This window comes from Gulosibacter sediminis, from assembly GCF_023370115.1.
In the GTDB taxonomy this organism is placed as follows: Bacteria; Actinomycetota; Actinomycetes; order Actinomycetales; family Microbacteriaceae; genus Gulosibacter; species Gulosibacter sediminis_A.
Map to the genome: position 1 here is coordinate 1,380,128 of NZ_CP097160.1, position 19,761 is coordinate 1,399,888.

General features: G+C 66.2%; 23 protein-coding genes and 1 tRNA gene. 13 read left to right on the plus strand and 11 right to left on the minus strand.

Going from position 1 to position 19,761, the window contains the following annotated elements; translation table 11 throughout:
• Positions 1-129: 129 nt before the first annotated feature.
• The 3 genes from M3M28_RS06345 to M3M28_RS06355 all read left to right on the plus strand — a co-directional run bounded on the left by M3M28_RS06345 (position 130) and on the right by M3M28_RS06355 (position 2,418).
• Complete coding sequence (locus M3M28_RS06345; RefSeq protein WP_249385683.1) at positions 130-1,683, plus strand: HNH endonuclease signature motif containing protein; 1,554 nt, start codon at positions 130-132, stop codon at positions 1,681-1,683.
• Positions 1,684-1,804: 121 nt separating this feature from the next.
• Positions 1,805-1,890, plus strand: a tRNA-Leu gene (locus M3M28_RS06350).
• 117 nt (positions 1,891-2,007) lie between these two features.
• Positions 2,008-2,418 (plus strand): group III truncated hemoglobin, encoded by a 411-nt coding sequence (locus tag M3M28_RS06355; protein WP_249385684.1) that lies wholly within the window; start codon positions 2,008-2,010, stop codon positions 2,416-2,418.
• Positions 2,419-2,553: 135 nt separating this feature from the next.
• Here the strand turns inward: M3M28_RS06355 and M3M28_RS06360 are convergent, their stop codons facing one another.
• Positions 2,554-2,703, minus strand: coding sequence for a hypothetical protein (locus M3M28_RS06360; protein WP_249385685.1), 150 nt, complete (start codon positions 2,701-2,703; stop codon positions 2,554-2,556).
• A gap of 269 nt (positions 2,704-2,972) precedes the next feature.
• On the opposite strand from M3M28_RS06360, the gene M3M28_RS06365 reads away from it, so the two are divergent.
• From M3M28_RS06365 to M3M28_RS06375, 3 genes are all read left to right on the plus strand, one after another.
• The gene (locus tag M3M28_RS06365; RefSeq protein ID WP_249385686.1) at positions 2,973-3,374 is read left to right on the plus strand and encodes a hypothetical protein; all 402 of its coding nucleotides are present in this window, start codon (positions 2,973-2,975) and stop codon (positions 3,372-3,374) included.
• Between the two features lie 104 nt (positions 3,375-3,478).
• A complete protein-coding gene (locus tag M3M28_RS06370) occupies positions 3,479-3,910 on the plus strand; it encodes a VOC family protein (protein ID WP_249385687.1) in 432 nt (143 codons plus the stop codon).
• 72 nt (positions 3,911-3,982) lie between these two features.
• Positions 3,983-4,663 carry a DedA family protein gene (locus M3M28_RS06375; RefSeq protein ID WP_249385688.1) on the plus strand — a complete coding sequence of 227 codons (681 nt, stop codon included), beginning with the start codon at positions 3,983-3,985 and terminating at the stop codon, positions 4,661-4,663.
• On the opposite strand, the gene M3M28_RS06380 is transcribed toward M3M28_RS06375, so the two are convergent.
• Positions 4,635-6,437, minus strand: coding sequence for a DEAD/DEAH box helicase (locus M3M28_RS06380; RefSeq protein WP_249385689.1), 1,803 nt, complete (start codon positions 6,435-6,437; stop codon positions 4,635-4,637). The genes M3M28_RS06375 and M3M28_RS06380 overlap by 29 nt on opposite strands.
• 33 nt (positions 6,438-6,470) lie before the next feature.
• Positions 6,471-7,277, minus strand: a complete 807-nt coding sequence (locus tag M3M28_RS06385; RefSeq protein WP_249385690.1) for a TrmH family RNA methyltransferase — start codon at positions 7,275-7,277, stop codon at positions 6,471-6,473.
• A gap of 57 nt (positions 7,278-7,334) precedes the next feature.
• Between M3M28_RS06385 and M3M28_RS06390 the strand changes: the two genes are divergently transcribed.
• Positions 7,335-8,183, plus strand: a complete 849-nt coding sequence (locus M3M28_RS06390) for a Sir2 family NAD-dependent protein deacetylase (RefSeq protein WP_249385691.1) — start codon at positions 7,335-7,337, stop codon at positions 8,181-8,183.
• Here the strand turns inward: M3M28_RS06390 and M3M28_RS06395 are convergent.
• Positions 8,167-8,871 (minus strand): NAD(P)H-binding protein, encoded by a 705-nt coding sequence (locus M3M28_RS06395; RefSeq protein ID WP_249385692.1) that lies wholly within the window; start codon positions 8,869-8,871, stop codon positions 8,167-8,169. The two genes, M3M28_RS06390 and M3M28_RS06395, sit on opposite strands and share 17 nt — an antisense overlap.
• A complete protein-coding gene (locus M3M28_RS06400; RefSeq protein ID WP_249385693.1) occupies positions 8,864-9,763 on the minus strand; it encodes an alpha/beta fold hydrolase in 900 nt (299 codons plus the stop codon). Before M3M28_RS06400 ends, M3M28_RS06395 begins: the two co-directional genes overlap by 8 nt.
• Positions 9,764-9,814: 51 nt before the next feature.
• Here M3M28_RS06400 and M3M28_RS06405 point away from each other — a divergent pair, with 51 nt between their 5' ends.
• Positions 9,815-10,501 carry a 3'-5' exonuclease gene (locus tag M3M28_RS06405; RefSeq protein ID WP_249385694.1) on the plus strand — a complete coding sequence of 229 codons (687 nt, stop codon included), beginning with the start codon at positions 9,815-9,817 and terminating at the stop codon, positions 10,499-10,501.
• A gap of 73 nt (positions 10,502-10,574) precedes the next feature.
• Here the strand turns inward: M3M28_RS06405 and M3M28_RS06410 are convergent, their stop codons facing one another.
• From M3M28_RS06410 to glgA, 3 genes are all read right to left on the minus strand, one after another.
• A complete protein-coding gene (locus M3M28_RS06410; RefSeq protein ID WP_249385695.1) occupies positions 10,575-10,832 on the minus strand; it encodes a type B 50S ribosomal protein L31 in 258 nt (85 codons plus the stop codon).
• A gap of 97 nt (positions 10,833-10,929) precedes the next feature.
• Positions 10,930-11,715: an ABC transporter ATP-binding protein gene (locus M3M28_RS06415; RefSeq protein ID WP_249385696.1), complete on the minus strand. Its 786-nt coding sequence runs from the start codon at positions 11,713-11,715 to the stop codon at positions 10,930-10,932.
• Positions 11,716-11,733: 18 nt separating this feature from the next.
• On the minus strand, positions 11,734-12,921 hold the full coding sequence (glgA, locus tag M3M28_RS06420; protein ID WP_249385697.1) for a glycogen synthase: 1,188 nt from the start codon (positions 12,919-12,921) through the stop codon (positions 11,734-11,736).
• Between the two features lie 62 nt (positions 12,922-12,983).
• On the opposite strand from glgA, the gene glgC reads away from it, so the two are divergent.
• Together glgC and serB are read left to right on the plus strand one after the other, a co-directional pair.
• Positions 12,984-14,231, plus strand: a complete 1,248-nt coding sequence (glgC, locus tag M3M28_RS06425; RefSeq protein ID WP_249385698.1) for a glucose-1-phosphate adenylyltransferase — start codon at positions 12,984-12,986, stop codon at positions 14,229-14,231.
• A complete protein-coding gene (gene serB / locus M3M28_RS06430) occupies positions 14,228-14,926 on the plus strand; it encodes a phosphoserine phosphatase SerB (RefSeq protein WP_249385699.1) in 699 nt (232 codons plus the stop codon). The genes glgC and serB overlap by 4 nt, the downstream gene beginning before the upstream one ends.
• 13 nt (positions 14,927-14,939) lie before the next feature.
• Here serB and M3M28_RS06435 read toward each other — a convergent pair whose 3' ends face one another.
• Complete coding sequence (locus tag M3M28_RS06435; protein WP_249385700.1) at positions 14,940-15,653, minus strand: beta-ketoacyl-ACP reductase; 714 nt, start codon at positions 15,651-15,653, stop codon at positions 14,940-14,942.
• A 117-nt stretch (positions 15,654-15,770) separates the two neighbouring features.
• Here M3M28_RS06435 and M3M28_RS06440 point away from each other — a divergent pair, with 117 nt between their 5' ends.
• From M3M28_RS06440 to M3M28_RS06450, 3 genes are read left to right on the plus strand one after another with little or no spacing between them, the layout of a single operon-like run.
• Complete coding sequence (locus M3M28_RS06440) at positions 15,771-16,055, plus strand: YwiC-like family protein (protein ID WP_249385701.1); 285 nt, start codon at positions 15,771-15,773, stop codon at positions 16,053-16,055.
• Complete coding sequence (locus tag M3M28_RS06445) at positions 16,052-16,324, plus strand: acetone carboxylase (RefSeq protein ID WP_249385702.1); 273 nt, start codon at positions 16,052-16,054, stop codon at positions 16,322-16,324. The genes M3M28_RS06440 and M3M28_RS06445 overlap by 4 nt, the downstream gene beginning before the upstream one ends.
• Positions 16,321-17,223 carry an SURF1 family cytochrome oxidase biogenesis protein gene (locus tag M3M28_RS06450; protein ID WP_249385703.1) on the plus strand — a complete coding sequence of 301 codons (903 nt, stop codon included), beginning with the start codon at positions 16,321-16,323 and terminating at the stop codon, positions 17,221-17,223. Before M3M28_RS06445 ends, M3M28_RS06450 begins: the two co-directional genes overlap by 4 nt.
• Here M3M28_RS06450 and M3M28_RS06455 read toward each other — a convergent pair.
• Both M3M28_RS06455 and M3M28_RS06460 read right to left on the minus strand, forming a co-directional pair.
• Positions 17,207-18,808, minus strand: coding sequence for an ABC-F family ATP-binding cassette domain-containing protein (locus M3M28_RS06455; protein ID WP_249385704.1), 1,602 nt, complete (start codon positions 18,806-18,808; stop codon positions 17,207-17,209). The genes M3M28_RS06450 and M3M28_RS06455 overlap by 17 nt on opposite strands.
• Positions 18,808-19,758, minus strand: a complete 951-nt coding sequence (locus tag M3M28_RS06460; RefSeq protein WP_249385705.1) for an EamA family transporter — start codon at positions 19,756-19,758, stop codon at positions 18,808-18,810. The genes M3M28_RS06455 and M3M28_RS06460 overlap by 1 nt, the downstream gene beginning before the upstream one ends.
• Positions 19,759-19,761: the final 3 nt, after the last annotated feature.

The window sequence follows — 19,761 nt, forward strand, 5'->3', positions numbered from 1 at the left end:
GATGCTCGAAACCTCGAACATCGACGCCGGCAACATTAGAACGTATGTTCGCTTTCAATTTTGCCTACATGCGTATATATTTGCTACGACGGTTCCCCCATTGACGCACCTTCGAGGAGGTGACGCCCGATGACCGCAACGACTCCCCCACCGAACTCCAACCCTGATGCTGATGAGCCGATTCGTCGCGCACCGAAGCACCGGCCAGACGGCACCAGCCCTCCACCCAGCCCAAACGCAGCGCCCGACAAGCCGAGCCGTCGCGCACCGAAGCACCGGCCAGACGGCACCACCCCGCCACCCGAAACCGACGGACTCAACGACGCGCTCGCCGCGATCGAAGGCATGGTGCTCAACGGGGCGAAACTCGAACAAGTCGGCGCGTTCATGAAGATGATGGGCCTCGCGCAGGCCTACACCGTCACCGAGCACCGCACCTACACGCAACTTCAGGAACGTTCTTCGGTCGCGAGCCCCGACGATCTGCTGCGGTTGAACCTGCGGTCGATCGTGGCCGAGTTCGGGATCCACACGAACGAATCCGACACCGCACTCCTCAACCGCGCATATGACGCGCACCGCCTCGGCACCGACTTCGTCGGGTGGCTCGACCCGCTCCGCGAGGCCGAAGTCACCATGCGGCATGCCCGCGCGCTCCTCCGCCACGCGGGGATCGTGCCCGACGGGCGCCGCGATGAGTACGCGACCAAGGTGCTCGAATTTGCGAAGGGCGAGACCGTCGCCGCGACCGACGCCTTCGCGCGCAAGCTCGCCGCCGAACTCGGGGCCGAGGAGTTTGAGGCCGCGTTCGAGCACGAATACCAAGCACGCCACGTCACGATCGAAGACCGCGACTTCGGCATGTCGCGCATCACCGCCGACATCCCAACGCTGCAGGCCCACGCGATGTACGACCTCATGCAGCAGCAAGCCAAAGCGCTCCGTGAGGAGCACGTGAACGAGGCCGACGAACACCGGTGCCGCGTCCGCGACGCACAAGCACGCGGGGAAGCGCTCTCCCCTGCAGATGCCGAGTTCATCGAAGACCCACGCACGGTGCGCCAGTTGATGGCCGACCTGTTCGTCGAGACCTTCCTCACCACGACGCCGCAGAGCATGCGCGAGTACGACGCCAAGGGCCACTCGCGCGTGACCGCGACGGTGAGCATCGTGATCCCGGTCCTGAACTTGCTCAACCCGGACGCACCGCGTGATGTCGCGACACTGAACGGGATGATGCCGGTCAGCATGACCGAGGCCCGCGACATGGCCTCAAAGGCGAAATGCTTCCAACGAATCCTCACCGACCCCATCACCGGGCACGTCGTAACGGTTGATTCCCGCACCCCGACCCCATCGATGCGCAGATTCCTGCAAGCCAGGGACCAAGTGTGTTTATTCCCGAGCTGCCGCAGACCCGCCCATCAAAGCGAGTTAGATCACACGAAACCCTGGGCCGCGGGCGGCAACACCGACGTCGAAAACCTGGGACACCTCTGCCCAAAACACCACACCCTCAAACATCAGCGTCCGTGGGAATGCGAACAACTCGGCAATGGCAAAGTCAGGTGGCGAACCCCACGCGGCGAATGGGTCACCGTCGAACCAAGACCAGTCGGACCGATCTTCAAACCCGTCGACGACCAGAGCTATGACGCGATCAACGACCCCGCGCCCTTCTAGCGCGGCGGGACTCCGTCTGCACGCGACAAAGTGAGCAGATCGGTTGCTCAACTGGGCCGATTTGCGCTGCACCGAATGAAGCAGTAAAGTAGTCATTCGTGCCCACGAGCACAAAACACCCGCGCGGGTGGCGGAATTGGTAGACGCGCTAGCTTGAGGTGCTAGTGACCGTATTAGGTCGTGGGGGTTCAAGTCCCCCCTCGCGCACAGTAACGATAAGGCCCCTGACCTGGAATTCAATCCGGTCAGGGGCCTTTCGCGTTGGTGCTCAGCCTAGAATTGAACGTCAATCAATTCTTCCAATTCCGGCGAGGAGGCTGCCGCATGCACGATCTCTCAGACCGCGCTGACGTTGAGCAGTTGGTATCTACCTTCTACTTGTCGGCGTTCGAGGATCCTTTGATCGGCCCGATCTTCACTGACGTGGCCAAGCTCGACCTCGGCCACCACTTGCCGATCATGTCCGACTTCTGGGAGACGGTGCTGTGGAATGCCGGCAAGTATCGTCGCAACGCGCTCCAACTCCACTTTGCGCTGCACACCAAGCATCCGCTCGGCTCGGAACACTTCGAACGCTGGCTCGACATCTGGACTAGTAACCTCGACGCCCAGTTCAGCGGGCCGATCGCCGACCGCGCAAAGCTCCAGGCCACCCGGATCGCAGGCTCTCTGCAGCGACGACTCGCCGGCCGCTCCGGCAGCGGCTTCGAAACGATCCGCCGCAGAGAGCTCTAGGGTGCGGCCCCACGACGGTGAGTAGGACGGCCGCATCCTCCAGCGCCAGCAGGCCGTGACGCTGCTCCGCGATCACGATGTGTTTGTTCGCGCTCAGATCACAGCGCTCATCGCTTCGGACATGGTGTGGCCTCCTCAGCTGCTCGTTCTGGCCCAGTAGTCGAGCAGCTGGGCATACAGCTCGATCAGCGCCGAGTAGAACGGCTGGAGCGTCTCGTCCGAATACTTGAACGTCGCCGCAAGCAGGGCCAGGGGCGAGCCGAACCGAGGCGAGACGCGGTTCACATCCGCTCAATGCTCGATCAGCCGCGCAGCAAGGACCGCCTCCGGCTCGTAGTCGTGCGGCCATGGCTTCGCCACGACTTCGCGTCGTCCGGACCAAGCCAGGCGAGGAACTCGGGCAGGGTGCCTTCCCTCAGCGTCTTGAGTTGCTCTTGAACTTCGCTCGCCATGTGCTCCGCCCCCCCCCCCCCCCGGAATCGGCATTGGCAGGACAAAACACCAACAGCCTACGGTTGAACCCAGCAATCCCACTCACAACGCGATGGAGCGAAATGAGCACCACAGCCGACCACGCCGCCCTCCAAAAGAAACTGCAACTCAAGCCAGGCACCCGCCTCTGGGTCTGGCCCGAGACGCAGCCGCACCCGCCGGAGCTCACCGCCGACACGATCGAGGCCACCGACCTCGCCGACGCCGACGTGGCGGTGCTCTTCACCAACTCCCTCGCCGACGTCGACGCCGCGCTCGACCAGCACATCCAGGCACTCGCACCGCTGCGCGCCGTGTGGTTCATCTACCCCAAGGGCAACGCCACCGATTTCAACCGCGACACGCTCTGGAACCGGCTGCTGCGCGACGACTGGCGCGCAAACTCGAACGTGTCGTACAACGAGACTCTGTCGGCCATCCGAGTTCGACCACTCAAGCCAGGCGAGACGGTGCGACAGGCCTAAACGTTCAAGCCACGGGCCGAGACACAGCCCGAGTTCAGTGCCACTTTCTACGCTCATGCCAGTGCCCGTCGACCAGCGCGGGCCGCATTACCAAGGAGCAAGTCATGGCTACTGGTCTTCACCCCTACCTCAACTTCCCCGGCAACACGCGCGAGGTTATGGAGTTCTACGGGCAGGTGTTCGGCGTCGAACCCCGCCTCTCGACCTTCGGCGAGTTCAACGCAGTACCCGCCGACAGCGAGCACGCCGACAAGGTGATGCACTCGAGCCTCGAGGTGACCGACCTCATCCAGCTCTTCGCCGCCGACCACCTCGAGGGCATGGCGCCGTATGAGTTCCAGCCCGGCAACAACATCAACCTGGCGCTCATGGGCGACGAAGAGGACCGCATCCGCGGCTACTTCGACGGACTTGCCGAGGGCGGCAACGTGATCATGCCGCTCGAACGTCAGGTCTGGGGCGACCTCTACGGCGCTCTGATCGACAAGTTCGGCATCTCCTGGATGTTCAACATCGGCCAGAGCGAGGGCGCCTAGTCCGGCTCCCCTCGGGTCGCGCTTGCCCGCCTCAAGTAGGCTGGGCGGGTGCGACCCGATCTACTTTTCCCATTGCAACAGGCCGCTACAGACTCCGGCAGCGCCTTCGGCGTGATCGGCGACTGGGCCGTCGCCGTCATGAACTTCCTCGGTGCCTTTGGCGTCGGGCTGCTCGTGCTCGCCGAGAATCTCTTCCCACCCATCCCGTCCGAGGTGATTCTGCCGCTCGCCGGCTTTAGCGCCGCCTCGGCCGACGGCACCTTCACCTGGGTCGAGGCCCTCATCTGGGCCACGGTCGGCTCGGTCGTGGGTGCCTACTGCCTCTACGGGCTCGGCGCGTGGCTCGGCCACGACCGCACCGTGAAGCTGCTCTCGTACCTGCCCCTCGTCGACCGCGACGAGATCGACGCGACAATCAAGTGGTTCAACAAGTACGGCTACTGGACCGTCTTCTTTGGCCGCATGATCCCAATCTTCCGCTCACTCATCTCGCTGCCGGCGGGCGTCGAGCGCATGTCGTGGTGGCGCTTCGGCATCTTCACGCTGCTCGGCTCGGCCATCTGGAACACGATCTTCGTCTACGGCGGCTACCTGCTCGGCAACAACTGGCACATCCTCGAAGAGGCGGCCGGCTGGTTCCAGTACATCGTCATCGCGGTCGTACTCATCCTCATTGCGCTCTACGTCGTCTACAAGCTCCGCAAGCAGGCGCGCCAGCGCCGCGCTAGTGCAGGCGACGACGCAGCTCATTAATGCGCTGCTGAATCTGGTGCGAGGTGGCCTGGCCCACGGCCGGGCCACCGCAGATGCGCCGCAGCTCTCCGTGCACCTTGCCGTGCGGCATGTGTGATTGCCGGGCATAGAGCCCGACGAGCGAGTTAAGCAGCGTGCGTTGCTCCTTGAGGCTGCGGTGCAGCGGCTGCACGGTCTGGTGACCGTCGTGCACCTCATTGCGGGCCCGCGCATCCTGAATGCGCGTCTGCTTCTGCGCGCGCGACTCGAGCACCTGGGCGACCTCGTCGTGGTTGAGGATGCCCGGCAGCCCGAGGTACTCGAGTTCCTCGAGCGACCCCACCTCGGCGCTGTAGCCGTAGTCGCCGCCGTCGTAGACGACGCGCTCAAACTGCGCCTCCGACGAGATCGCCGTGAACTTGTACTTGGTGAGCTCCTCGCTCGCGCGATCTTCGGCCTCGGCCGCTGCGAGCTCGCGTTCCTCCTCGGTCATGCCGTCGACCTCGGAATCGCCATTGCCGTCGCGCCGGTCGAGCGCGTGGTCGCGCTCGAGCTCGAGCGCTTCGGCGAGCGACGCGAGCTTCGGCACCGAGGGGATGAACACGCTCGCGGTCTCGCCGCGGCGCCGGGCGCGCACGAAGCGGCCAATGGCCTGCGCGAAGAACAGCGGCGTCGACGAGCTCGTCGCATAGACACCGACCGACAGCCGGGGCACATCGACGCCCTCCGACACCATGCGCACGGCGACCATCCAGCGCTCGTCCGAGTCAGAAAACGACTCGATGCGAGCGGATGCGCCCGGGTCGTCACTCAGGATGACCGCGGGCTTCTGGCCGGTGATGTGCTCGAGCAGCGCCGCGTAACCTCGGGCCGCCTGGTGGTCGGTCGCGATGACGAGCCCGCCGGCGTCGGGCACCTCGAGCCGGACCTCGCTAAGCCGCTGGTCGGCCGCCTTGAGCACCTGCTGCATCCAGTCACCCTCGGGGTCGAGGGCCGTGCGCCAGGCCTGCGAGACGATGTCCTTCGTGTTGTCGTCGGCGAGCCCGGCCGACATCTCCTCGCCCGAGGTGTCACGCCAGCGCATGCTGCCGGCGTAAGTCATGAACAGCACTGGACGCACGACGCCGTCACGCAGGGCCCGGCCGTAGCCGTAGGTGTAGTCGGCCTTCGAGACGCGGATGCCGTCGTCGTCGCGCACATAGCGCACGAACGGAATCGGCGCGGTGTCGGAGCGGAACGGCGTTCCCGTCAGCGAGAGGCGCCGCTCGGCGTGTTCGAAGGCATCACGCAGGCCGTCACCCCACGACAGATTGTCGCCGCCGTGGTGTACCTCGTCGAGAATCACGAGTGTGCGCGCCGACGAGCAGAGATACTCGTGCACGTACGGCTTCATCGACACCTGCGCGTAGGTGACCGCGATGCCGTGGTATTCGCGCGAGTAAGTGCGCTGGTTGTTCGAAAACTTCGGGTCGAGGCGAATACCCGCTCGTGCCGCCGACGCGGCCCACTGCGTCTTCAGGTGGTCGGTCGGGGCGACGACGATGATGCGGTTGACGGTGCCCGCGTGCAGCAGCTCGGCCGCGAGGCGGAGCGCGAAGGTCGTCTTGCCTGCGCCCGGCGTTGCCGACGCGAGGAAGTCCTTCGGTTGCTTCTCGAAGTAGGTCTCCAGCGCTTCCTGCTGCCAGGCACGCAGGTTGCCCGCCGTGCCCCAGGGCGCGCGCTGCGGGTACGACGGCGACAGGTGCTCAGCCGCATACAGGCCCACCTGTGCTCCAGCACGCTGTGATTCAGACATCTGATCCACCATACGACTCACCTCCGACATGGCTTAGTTGTTCAGTAACGCGTAGAGCGCAACGGCGCTCGTCGCGGCGACGTTGAGCGAGTCGACGCCGTGCAGCATCGGGATGATCACGGTGCGGTCGGCCGCCTCGAGGGCGCGCCGAGTGAGTCCGTCGCCCTCCGTGCCAAGCAGCAGTGCGACGCGCTCGGGCCGCTGCCGCGCATAGTCCTGCAGCGGCACGGCGTGCTCGTCGAGCGCCAGGCCGGCGACCTCGAAACTGTGCTCGTGAAACAGCTCGCGACTCTCCTGCCAGCTCGGCAACCGTGTCCACGGCACCTGCAGCACGGTGCCCATCGACACGCGCACGCTGCGCCGGTAGAGCGGGTCGGCGCAGCGCTCGGTTACGAGCACCGCATCGGCGCCAAGGCCGGCCGCGTTCCGAAACGCGGCGCCCACGTTCGTGTGGTCGACGATGTCTTCGAGCACGAGCACCGTCTTGGCGTTCGCAAGCACCGATGCCGCCGACGGCAGCTCCGGCCGGTGCATGGCGGCCAGCACGCCCCGGTGCATCCGATAGCCCGTCAATTGCTCGAGCAGCTCCTCGCTGCCGACGAACACGGGCGTATCAGGGTGATCGATGAGCAGGCGCTCCGCCTGCGGCAGAAACTTCTCCTGCAAGAGCATCGACCGCGGCACGTGGCCGGCTGCGATCGCGCGCGCCACGACCTTCTCCGACTCCGCCATGTACAGCCCACCGGCAGGCTCGAGCTTGCGGCGCAGGGCAACATCAGTGAGACGCGAATAATCTTGCAGTTCCGGATGTTCGAGAGAAGTGATGGGGAGAATGCGCACCGAGCAAGTTTGCCACTTTCCGCGGGCAGAGGCGTCGAGCGACCGCGGCGGTGTCCGGTGATCGCACCCTATGAGGCCGCCGGCGCCGAAGAGATCGCGGAGGTGCTCGCGACGCAGCCCGCCGCCGTGCTCACGGGCGCTGGCATCTCAACCGACTCGGGCATCCCTGACTATCGCTCCCCCGGCGCGCCGAAGCGAAACCCGATGACCTGGCAGCAGTTCCTCGAATCCGAGGCGGCCCAGCGGCGCTACTGGTCGGGCGCGGCGCAGGGCTGGCAGCGGATGGGTCGCTTCAAACCGAACGCCGGTCACCTCGCGCTCGCGGCGCTCGAGGCCGGCGGCTTCGTCGTCGGCCTCGCGACGCAGAACGTCGACAGCCTCCACCGGCGCGCCGGTTCCAAGAACGTGATCGAGCTGCACGGGCATCTGCGCACGGTGCACTGCCTGCCCCACGGCCATGTCGAGACCGCCGACTCGCTGCTCTCGCGCATCCGCGCCGAGAACCCGTGGCTCGCCGACGAGCGCGTCACGGAGGGGCCCGACGGCGACGCCGCGATCGCCGACGAGCTCGTCGACACCTTCGTCCTACCGCGCTGCCTTGAGTGTGGCGGGGCGATGGCGCCCGATGTCGTCATGTTCGGCAACTTCGTCAGCGCCGAGAACAACCACGCGGCGACGCACCTCATGAACCAGGCCGACGCGTTGCTCGTGGTCGGCACCTCGCTCGTCGTGAACACGGGAGTCAAGATGGTGCACCGCGCCCGCCGCCAGGGCAAGCCCGTCATGCTCGTGAATCGCGGCGCGACGCCCGTGGATGCACTGGCCCAGTTCCGCGTCGACGGCAGCACCTCGGCGGTGCTCGAGCGCGTCGCGGAGCTGCTCGGAGTCGCTAGGCCTGCGGAGTAGCCGCCGCGACGGCCGCGTCGATTGCATCGGCAAGCGGGGCGTCGCCCTCGGCGAGGCAGATGTCCTTCCACACCGTGCGGCTGTCGGCGAGGGCGAGGCGAATGAACGCCGCGACATCGGCCCGTCGCGTCGTCACGCCGCGTTCGATCGGCGCGAATGAGACGAGGCCCCGGCCCGTCGCCGGGTCGTCGGTGAGGCCACCGGGCTTCACGATGGTCCAGTCGAGCGCAACGCGGCGAAGCGCCTCGTCGGCCTCCCGCTTCGCGTCCCAGTACGCGGCGAACACCTCGTCGTCGGTCTGGCTCGGCTGCTCGGCGCCGATGAAGCTGATCTGCACGAAGCGCATGGCGCCCGCGAGAATCGCCGCCTCGGCCGATTTGATCGACCCGTCCCGGTCGACGGTCCACTTCCGCTCGGCGCCCGAGCCGGGGCCCGCGCCCGCGGCAAACACCACCGCATCCGAGTGGCCAAACGCGTCGGCGAGCTCGTTCGCCGATGCCGACTCGATGTCGCACACGACCGGGATCGCTCCAAGCGCCTCGAGCTCGGCCGCGTGGTCAGCGTTGCGCACGAGCGACCGCACCTCGACGCCATCGGCGACGAGCAGCTCGGCGAGGGCCAGCGCAATCTTGCCGTGGCCGCCGACGATGGCGATACGTTCGGGCAACGACAGGGTGGACTCAGGCATGCTGGGCACCTTTCTCGGCAAGGAAGCCGGCGAGGATCCGCGCGAGCGCGGTTGGAGTTTCGTAGTGAACAAGGTGGCCGACGCCCTCGATGACGTGCAGGGTCGAGCCCGGCATCGCCTCGTGGAGCCGCTCGCTTCCGGCTAGTGGCGCGATGCGGTCGCACTCGCCGACGACGAGATGCACGCCCTTGGGGAACTCCGCAGCGTGGCTCAGCACGTCGTCGCTCACCGAGGCACGGAAGGCCTCGAGCAGAGCCCTTCGGCTCGTGAAGTCAGAGAAGTGTCGCTCGTGTTCGTCGTGAATCCAGGTGCGCAGGGCTCGCGACCGCGTCACGGCCATCACCTCGCTCATCACGCGCGTGATGAGCGGCGACTTGAGCAGCACGTTGCCCGCGGCGTCGGGCAACGCGGCGCCGAGTCGGTAGTAGCCCACGGCGACGGCGGTGGGGATGCGCTCGGGCCCCGAGAGCGCGTTTTCCGAGATCGGGTTCACGAGCACGATGCGACGGTCGCCGAGCCCGGCCACGTCACGGGCGACGACCATCGAGCCAAACGAGTGCCCGAGCATCACGGCGCGTGACTCGGCGTCGACGACCTCGAGGAACTCGGCGAGCCACGCCGCGTAGGCGTCGAGCGTGTGCTCGCCCTCGAACTCCCTCGATTCGCCAAACCCCGGAAGATCGGGCGCGATGAACCGCACGTCCGGCAGCAGCGCCACGAGGTTGAGCAAGCCGTGGTGGGTGCCGCGAAAGCCGTGCACGAGCACGACCGTGTCGTCGGCGTCGGGGGGTCCGTACAACCAGACGGCGGTGCGGGTGCCCGCAACATCGACATCGATCCGGCGAGTTCGGATCTGCTCAAGCTTGTATTCCAGGGGGTTATTCGGCCGCATCGTGGAAGAGTGTAGGCGACCCACATCCCTCCGATCTGAAGCCGAGGCACCATGAGCTGGACGAATCGCGTCGCCGTGTTCGATACCGAGACCACCGGAACGAACCCACTCGAGGCGCGAATCGTGACCGCCTTCGTTGGCATGCTCGACGCCGAGGGCGAGCTCGAGCGGGGCACCGACTGGCTCGCGAACCCCGGCGTCGAGATTCCGGAGCCAGCGGTGGCCGTGCACGGCATCACGACCGAGATGGCGCAGGCCGAAGGCGAGCCGGCGCCCGAGGTGCTGCAGAAGATCATCGCGTCGCTCGAGTGGATCGTGCGCAACAACATCCCACTCGTCGTCTACAACGCGCCGTACGACCTCTCACTGCTCGCCGCCGAGTGCGCCCGCCATCAGCTCGCGATGCCCGACCTCGGCAAGGTCGTCGTCGACCCCCTCATTATCGACAAGCAGGTCGATCGCTACCGCAAGGGCGGTCGCAAGCTCGGCACCACCGCTGAAGCTTATGGCGTCGAGCTGTTCGACGCGCACGACGCGTCGGCCGACGCGGTGGCCGCGGGCCGGGTCGCGATCGCGATCGCCCGCAAGTTCCCGCAGGAGGTGGATGTGCCCCTGGCCGAACTCTTCGACGCGCAGGTGCGCTGGCACGACGAACAGGCTGCCGACTTCGAGTCGTACATGCGCCGCCAGCGCGACCCGAACTTCACGGCCGATCGCGGCTGGCCCGTGCGGGCATAACGCGAAACGGAAACGCGAACGAGGCGGATGCTCCGAAAGGAGCATCCGCCTCGTTGCCAGTTGGCGTCGGGCCTTAGGCCTTCTTGCCGAACTTGGCGTAGCGGCTCTTGAACTTCTCGACGCGACCGGCCGAGTCCATGATGCGCTGCTTACCGGTGTAGAACGGGTGCGAGGCGCTCGAGATTTCGACGTCAACGACCGGGTAGGTGTTGCCGTCTTCCCACTCGATGGTCTTTTCGCTGGTCACCGTCGAGCGGGTGATGAACTTCTCACCCGAAGCGAGGTCGTTGAACACCACGTAGTGGTAGTCCGGGTGGATGTCTGTCTTCATCGCGTTTCCTTCTTCGACAAGTGGATATGCAAGATTAAGTGCCCGCAACCGACAGGGCGGGCAAGCCAAGCAGCAAGCCTAGCATGCAGTTCGCAGATTACGCGATGGCGCGCGCGTTAAATCGGCCGTGTTGCTGCTCAAGTTCGAGCGGGAGGCCGAACGTCGCTTCAAGATTCGCCGAGGTCAGGGTCTCGGCGATCGGCCCAGCCGCGACGATGCCGCCGTCGCGCAGCAGCAGCGCGTGCGTCACGCCAGTGGGGATCTCCTCGACGTGGTGCGTGACCATGATGATCGCCGGCGCGAACTCGCTCTGGGCATACTCCGAGAGCGAGGCGAGCAGGCGCTCGCGCGCGCCGAGGTCGAGCGCCGCGCTCGGCTCGTCGAGCAGCAGCAGCTCAGGGTCGCTCATGACGGCGCGCGCAATCAGCGTGCGCTTGCGCTCGCCATCCGACAACGTGCCGAACTCGCGGTCGGCAAGCTCCTCGAGCTGCCACTGCGCGAGCACGTCGTTCGCCTGCGCGTCGTCGATCTCGTCATACTGCTCGTTCCAGCGGCCGGTCACGGCGTAGATGGCCGTCATGACCGCGTTGCGCACGGTCTCGTTGTCGGGGATGCGCTTCGCCATCTCCGAGCCGGCAATGCCGATGCGCGGGCGCAGCTCGAACACGTCGGTGCGACCAAGCCGCTCCCCCAGCACCTCGACGGTGCCCGTCGTGGGGTGCAGGTTCGACGAGGCGAGGCCGAGCAGCGTCGACTTGCCGGCGCCGTTCGGGCCGAGCACCACCCATCGGTCGGTTTCACCGACGCGCCATTCGGCGATATCTAGGATGTTGCGGCCACCGCGGCGCACGCGGACGTTCTCGAATTTCACGACGTCGGTCATGACATTCAGCGTATCGGCTCAGTCAGCCAGGATGCTGCGGTACAGCTCGAGTGTCTGCGCACCAATCTGCGTCCAGGTAAATTCGCGCTCGACACGCTCGCGGCCGGCTTCGCCATACTGCTTGGCGAGTTCGGGGTTGCCGAGGAGTTCGGTGAGAGCCGCGGCGAGGTCGGCGACATACTTTTCGGCGTCCTTCGGTGTGCCGGTGCCGTCCTGCTCCTGATCGATCGGCACGATCGTGCCGGTCACGCCGTGCTGGACGACCTCGGGGATGCCGCCGGTACCCGAGCCGACGACCGCGGTGCCGCAGGCCATCGCCTCGAGATTGACGATGCCGAGCGGCTCGTAGATCGAGGGGCACACGAACACGTCGGCCGAGGTGAGCAGGGCCTGCAGCTTCGGGCGCGGCAGGTGCTCTTCGATCCAGTGGACACCCGTGCGCTCAGTCTGCAGCTCACCTACCAGGTCACGAACTTCGCGCTCGATATCCGGCGTGTCGGGTGCGCCGGCGCAGAGCACCACCTGCACCTCGGCGGGCAGCTCGCGAATCGCCCGCAGCAGGTACGGCAGACCCTTCTGCCGGGTGATGCGGCCGACAAAGATCAGCGTTGGCGCGTCGGGGTCGACGCCGAGCTCGCGCACGACCGCCTCATCGTGAACCGGCTGCCACTGCTCCGTGTCGATGCCGTTGTAGATGGTGACGACCTTTTCGGGGTCGAGCTGCGGGTAACTGCGGAGAATGTCCGCGCGCATCCCGTTCGATACCGCAATGATGCGGTCGGCATTCGCATACGCGTCGCGCTCCATCCAACTCGAGAGGCGGTAGCCTCCACCGAGCTGTTCTGCCTTCCACGGCCGAAGGGGCTCGAGCGAGTGTGCCGAGATGACGTGCGGGATGCCGTGGAGCAGCTTCGCGATATTGCCAGCTTGGTTCGCGTACCAGGTGTGCGAGTGCACGACGTCGGCGCCCTCGGTGTCGTTCGCGATGCGCAGGTCACCCGCGAGGAAGCCGAGCGCGGCGTTCGCCTTCGCGAGGTCGACGGGTACCTCGTATCCGGTCGTGCCCGGCTCCTCGACCGGCTCGCCGAAGCAGCGGACGCGGACATCGGCGTCCGTTCGCATGGCTCGGACGAGCTCGGTGACGTGCACCCCCGCTCCGCCGTAGACGTGCGGTGGGTATTCACGAGTGATGACATCGACGCGCATGGTTACACATTAGATAGCGAAAGGTACAACTTCATTAATCTGTTCGCCCTAGAGTGTGAAACATGGCAAAGGGGCAGAAAAAAGTATTCGGAATTGTGCTCGCTGGTGGCGAAGGCAAGCGGTTGATGCCGCTCACGGCCGACCGCGCCAAGCCAGCGGTGCCGTTCGCCGGACAGTATCGACTCATCGACTTCGCCATCTCCAACCTGGTGAATTCCGGGCTGCAACAGATCGTGGTGCTGACGCAGTACAAGTCGCATTCGCTTGACCGCCACATGTCGCAAACCTGGCGCCTGCCCGCGATCCTCGGCTCGTATGTCTCGAGTGTTCCCGCGCAGCAGCGCCGAGGAAAGCACTGGTTCTCGGGCTCGGCCGACGCCATTTATCAGTCGCTCAACCTGATCCAGGATGAGAAGCCCGACATCGTCGTCGTCGTCGGCGCCGACCACGTGTACCGCATGGACTTCTCGCAGATGATCGACCAGCACATCGAGTCGGGCCTCGGAGCCACCGTGGCCGCCATCCGCCAGCCCATCGAAATGTCCTCCGCCTTCGGCGTGATCGATGTCGACCCCGACAACCCCGCCCACATCCGCGAGTTCCTCGAGAAGCCGGAATCGACGAACGGCCTTCCCGACAGCCCCGGGGAGATCCTCGCGTCGATGGGCAACTACGTGTTCGACGCCGACAAGCTTGTCGAGGCCGTCATGTCTGACGCGAACCTCGACGCCTCGAAGCACGACATGGGCGGCGACATCATCCCCGCCTTCGTCGCGCAGAACGATTGCGGCGTCTACGACTTCATCCGGAACGACGTGCCGGGCTCGACCCCGCGCGACCGCGACTACTGGCGCGACGTCGGTACCATCGACTCCTTCTATGACGCGCACATGGATCTCATCCAGACGCTGCCGGTCTTCAACCTCTACAACGAGGAATGGCCGATCATCTCCCAGACGCTCAACTCGCCGCCGGCGAAGTTCGTGCGGGATGCGCGGGGCTCAACCGGCACGATGATCGACTCGATCATCTCGCTCGGCTCGGTCATCTCGGGCGCGCACGTCGAGCGCTCGGTGCTCGGCGCCTGGACCAAGGTGCAGTCGGGTGCGCTCGTCGTCGATTCGATCACCTTCGACCGCGTCACCATCGAGCCGGGTGCGCAGGTGCGCTCCGCGATCCTCGACAAGAACGTGGTCGTGCGGGCCGGCGCAACGATCGGTATCGACCGCGAACACGACCGCGCCCGCGGATTCACCGTCACCGAGTCCGGCCTGACCGTCGTGCCGAAGAACGGTATCGTCGAACGATGAGCATCTCCGACCTCACCCTCACCCCCGTCCACGGCTCGGGCCGCGTCACCGCGGGCGCCCGCTTCCTCGTCGTCTTCGACGTGGATTCGACGCTGATCGAGGATGAGGTCATCGAACTCATCGCCGACTACGCGCAGGTGCGCGAGCAGGTGGCCGAGGTCACCGAGCGCGCCATGCGCGGCGAGCTCGATTTCGACGGCAGCCTGCGCGAACGCGTCGCCCTGCTGCGCGGCATCTCGCTCGACCAGATCTCGCGGGTGCGGGAGCGCATCCGGGTCACCCGGGGCGTACCCGAGACCATCTCAGCCATCCACGCGGCAGGCGGTCGCGTCGGCGCCGTCTCGGGCGGCTTCCACGAGGTGCTCGACCCCTTAGCCGAGGAGCTCGACCTCGATCTATGGCGGGCAAACCGCTTCGAGGTCACCGAGGAGGGCGAGCTCACGGGTGAGGTGTCGGGCACGATCATCGGCCGCCAGTCGAAACAGCACACGGTGCGCAGCTGGGCGCAGTCGCTCGACGTGCCGATCGACCGAGTGATCACCGTCGGCGACGGTGCGAACGACCTCGGCATGATGGAGATCGCGGGCCTCTCGGTCGCGTTTGACGCGAAGCCGATCGTGCGCCAGGAGGCGGCGGTGTCGCTGCCCAGCCGCGACATGACCCAGCTGCTGTCGCTGCTGGGCCTGCGCGGCTGAGCTGCGCCCGGGCCTAGTGGCCCATACCGAGACCGCCGTCGACGGGAATCACGGCGCCGGAAATGTAACCGGCGTCGTCGCCCGCGAGCCACCGCACGGTCTTCGCGATTTCGCTCACCTCGCCGAATCGGCCCGCGGGGATCGTCGAGAGGTACTGTTTCTGCGTTGCCTCGGGCAGCACCGCCGTCATCTCGGTCTCGATGAAGCCGGGGGCCACGACGTTTGCGGTGATGCCGCGGCTGCCAAGCTCGCGGGTGAGCGATCGGGCGATGCCGACGAGACCCGACTTCGAGGCCGCGTAGTTGATCTGGCCGGGTGAGCCGTAGAGGCCGACGACCGATGAGATGAGCACGACGCGCCCCCACTTCGCACGCAGCAGCCCCTTCGTCGCGCGCTTGATGACCCGGAAGGCACCCGTGAGGTTCGTGTCGATGACGTCGGCGAAGTCGTCCTCGCTCATGCGCAGCAGCAGGGTGTCCTTGGTGATGCCAGCGTTGGCAACGAGCACCTCGACGGGGCCGTACTCGGCCTCGACCTTCGTGAAGGCCTCGTCAATCGAGGCCGCATCGGTCACGTCGGCGGCCACGGTGAGCGCGCCCTCGGGCCCACCCTCGCCGGAGCGCGACGTCACGGCGACCCTGTGCCCGGCGGCAAGAAACTCCTCGGCGATCGCACGGCCGATGCCGCGGTTTCCGCCGGTCACGAGAACGGTGCGCTGGGTCGTCATTTTGCTCCTCAGAAATGTTTCGGAATATCGGCGTCACAGACACGCCCCGTTGCCCCATCCTACGTTCGCCGCGGGGGTACGCTTGGAGCAGCCACTGCGATACGAATCTTGGGAACCATGAACGCCAAAGTCACCAACGTCACCTCGATGACGATGAGTGAGGAAGAAGAGCGCAAGGCGCGCCTGCGCCAGTACATGCTCACCATGGCGATTCGCACGGCCTGCTTCTTACTCATGATCGTCGTGCGGGGCCCGATGCTCTGGGTGCTCGCGCTCGGCGCGATCTTCCTGCCAATGATCGCCGTCGCGCTCGCGAACCATGTTCGCGCCCGGCGGCAGCGAGCGGTAGAATCGCCTGATGCGGGGGCGATTATTCTCCGTTCGGCAAAGGAGGCGGAATGAGCGGCGGTGAGTTTGACCTGCGCAGCCGCCTTCGTGGCTTCCTCGCGTCGAAGGATGAACGACCCCAGTGCTCCCGCGCTCAGTGCGAGGCGCAGGCGGTGCACCGCATCGAGTGGCGCAACCCGCGCATTCACGATGCCGACCGCGTGAAGATCTGGCTTGCCTGCGACGAACACCTCGATTTCCTGCTCGGATTCCTCGAGTCGCGTCGCTTCCCCGTGCGCCTCGCGCGCATCGACGACCCCGTGAATGAGGAGCCCATCGAGTGACCCAAACCGGCACTCGACCCTCGAATTCGAACACGCGGCAGGGATGGAAGTTTTTGCTGAGCCGGCGCTGGCTCAGCTATTTCATTCTGCTCGTCGTGTTCGCCATCGCCTGCGGTTTCCTCTCGCACTGGCAGTTCGAACGCCGCGACGAGAAGGTCGCCGAGAACGAGCTCGTCACCGCGCACTTCGACGCCGACCCCCAACCCCTCGACGAGGTGCTGCCGACGCTCGACGCCTACGACCCGAATCAGGAGTGGACGGTCGTCGAAATGACCGGGCACTACCTCACCGAAGACCAGCTGCTCGCCCGCGCCCGCCCCTTCGACGGGCAGCCTGGCTTTGAGATCCTCACGCCATTCGAAACGACTTCGGGCGAGGTCTTCATCGTTAATCGTGGTTGGATCCCCACCGGCAACGAGCAAGACTCCCCCGATTCCGTGCCCGAGGCGCCGTCGGGCGAACTCACCGTGACGGCTCGGCTGAAGCCCGGGGAGCGCGAGATTCCCGGCCGCACCGCGCCAGCCGGGCAGATCGCGACCATCTATCTCCCCACCTTCGCCGAGGAGCTCGGCACCGATCGCACCTACACCGGTGCCTACGGGCTGCTGCGCAGCGAGTCGGTCGACGCGGAAACGGGCGAGCTCACACCGAAGCCCGAACTCACCGAGGGCAACCACCTCAGCTACGCGTTCCAGTGGATCATCTTCGCCGTGATCGCCGCGGTCGGCCTCATCTACGGGCTGCGCGAGGAGTTCAAGGAACGCAATGAGGACGACCCCCGCGTGCTCGCCGCCAGTGCGCGCGCCGAGGAGCGGCGCCGCAACCGCGGCCGAAAGACCGACGCCGAGATCGAGGACGAACTGCTCGACGACTCGGCAGCGCCTAGTTCATCTCGATGAGCTCGAAGTACTCCGGGGTCCAGTGGTCTTCGATCGCCTCCGGCATGATGAGCACACGCTCAGGGCTGAGCGCCTCGACGGCGCCCTCATCGTGCGACACGAGCACGACCGAGCCCTCGTAGTGCGCGAGCGCGTCGAGAATCTGCTCGCGCGAGGCCGGGTCGAGGTTGTTTGTCGGCTCGTCGAGCAGCAGCACGTTGGCACTCGAGACCACGAGCATGGCAAGGGCAAGCCGGGTCTTCTCACCACCCGAGAGTACGCCGGCGGGCTTGTGCACGTCGTCACCCGAGAACAGGAACGAACCGAGCACCTTGCGCGCCTCGGTTTCGGTGAGGTGCTGCGACACCGACACCATGTTCTGCAGCACCGAGCGTTCGACGTCGAGCGTCTCGTGCTCCTGCGCGTAGTAGCCGACCCGCAGGCCGTGGCCGGCGATGATCTCGCCGGTGTCGGCCGGGTCGACGCCAGCGAGGATGCGCAGCAGCGTCGTCTTACCGGCACCGTTGAGGCCGAGCACGACGACGCGGGAGCCGCGGTCGATCGCCAGGTCCACTCCGGTGAAGATCTCGAGCGAGCCGTACGACTTCGAGAGCCCCTCGGCCTTGATCGGCGTCTTGCCGACGGGCGCGGGCGTCGGGAAGCGCAGCTTGGCCACGCGATCGACCTGGCGCACCTCTTCGAGCGAGCCGAGCATCCGTTCGGCGCGACGCTGCATCTGGTGCGCCGCGGCGGCCTTCGTCGCCTTCGCACCGAAGCGGGCGGCCTGCTGCTGCAGCACGGACGCCTTCTTCTCGATGTTCGCGCGCTCCTTCTTACGACGCTCCTCGTCGGCCTCGCGCTGGCGTAGATATTGCTTCCAGCCCATGTTGTAGATGTCGATCATCTGGCGGTTCGCGTCGAGGTAGAACACGCGGTTCACCGTCTCGCCGACGAGCTCGACGTCGTGCGAGATCACGATGAGCCCGCCGCGGTAGGTCTTGAGGAAGTCGCGCAGCCAGACGACCGAATCGAGGTCGAGGTGGTTCGTGGGCTCGTCGAGAATCATCGTCTCGGCGTCAGAAAAGAGAATGCGCGCGAGTTCGATGCGTCGGCGCTGGCCACCCGAAAGCGTGTCAAGTTGCTGGTCGAGGATGCGGTCGGGCAGGTTGAGATTCGAGGCGATCGCCGCAGCCTCGCTCTCGGCCGCGTAGCCACCGAGCGTTACGAATTCGTCGTCGAGGCGTGAGTAGCGACGCATCGCCTTGTCGCGCTCGGCGTCGGTCGCCGCCTCAGCCATCGCGGTCGCGGCCTCGGCGAGGCGCTGGCGCACCGAGCCGAGCCCGCGGGCATCCAGGATGCGATTGCGCGCCAGCTGAGTCGGGTCGCCCGCGCGCGGGTCCTGCGGCAGATAGCCGAGCTCGCCGGAGCGGTCAACCTTGCCGTCGCTCGGCAACGTCCACCCCGCAAGCACCTTCGTGAGGGTTGTCTTGCCAGCACCGTTGCGCCCGACGAGACCGATCTTGTCGCCCGGCTGCACGCGGAAATTGACGTCGCTCATGAGCGTCCGCGCCCCCACGGTGATCTCGAGATCCTGAACGGCAAGCACTACTCGGCATCCTCATTTCGCTTCGGCAAGTGTTGTTCGTCGACCTGCGCCGGGGCGATGGGAAGCTCGATCGTTCCCGTGTGAAGATCGCTCGCCGGCAGGTCAACCTCAACGATCTTACGCGCCCCCATCGTGATTCCCACGCTCGCGATCACCACGAGCGCAATCGCGCAGAGCCGCCAGACGCTCGCGGTCTGGTCGAGGATGAGCCAGCCGGTGAAGGTCGCGATCGCCGGCTCAACGCTCATGAGCACGCCGAACACGCGCTTCGGCACCCGTTTCAGGGCGAGGAACTCGAAGGTGTAAGGAATGATCGCCGCGAGCACGCCGACCAGCAGCGCGAGCCCGAGCAGCTGCACATTGCTCGCGACGGTCGCGAGGCTGCCGACGCCAAACGGCAGGGCGAGCAGCGCGGTCACCGCGAACGCGACCGCCAGGCCGCCCTGCCCATCAGTGACCTCGCCCACGCGCGCCGCGGCGAGAATGTAGAGCGCCCAAAAGACGCCCGCCGTCGCGGCGAGTGCGATGCCCCATGGGTCGAGGTGGTCGGCCGCCAGCGCGGCTTCGATGCCCATGATCGCAATGCCGCCGAGGGCAACGCCGATCCACACAAAGTCCCACGCGCGCCGCGACAGCAGTGCCGAGAGCAGCAGCGGGCCGAGAAACTCGACGGACACCGCGACGCCGATCGGCAGGCGCTCGATCGAGAGGTAGAACGTCGAGGTCATGCCAAAGAGCACAGCGCCGAGCAGCAGCGCGGGGCGAAGTTGCGCCCAGGTCCATTGCCACGGCTTGGGCCGGACGATGAGGCCCATCGCGACGGCCGCGATGAGGGCGCGAAACAGGTTGGCGGTTGCGGGATCTGACGACTCGATGAGCATGCTGGCAAAGGCCGAGCCGAACTGCACCGAGAACGTCGATACGAGCAGGAGGAGTAATCCAGTGCGCACGGC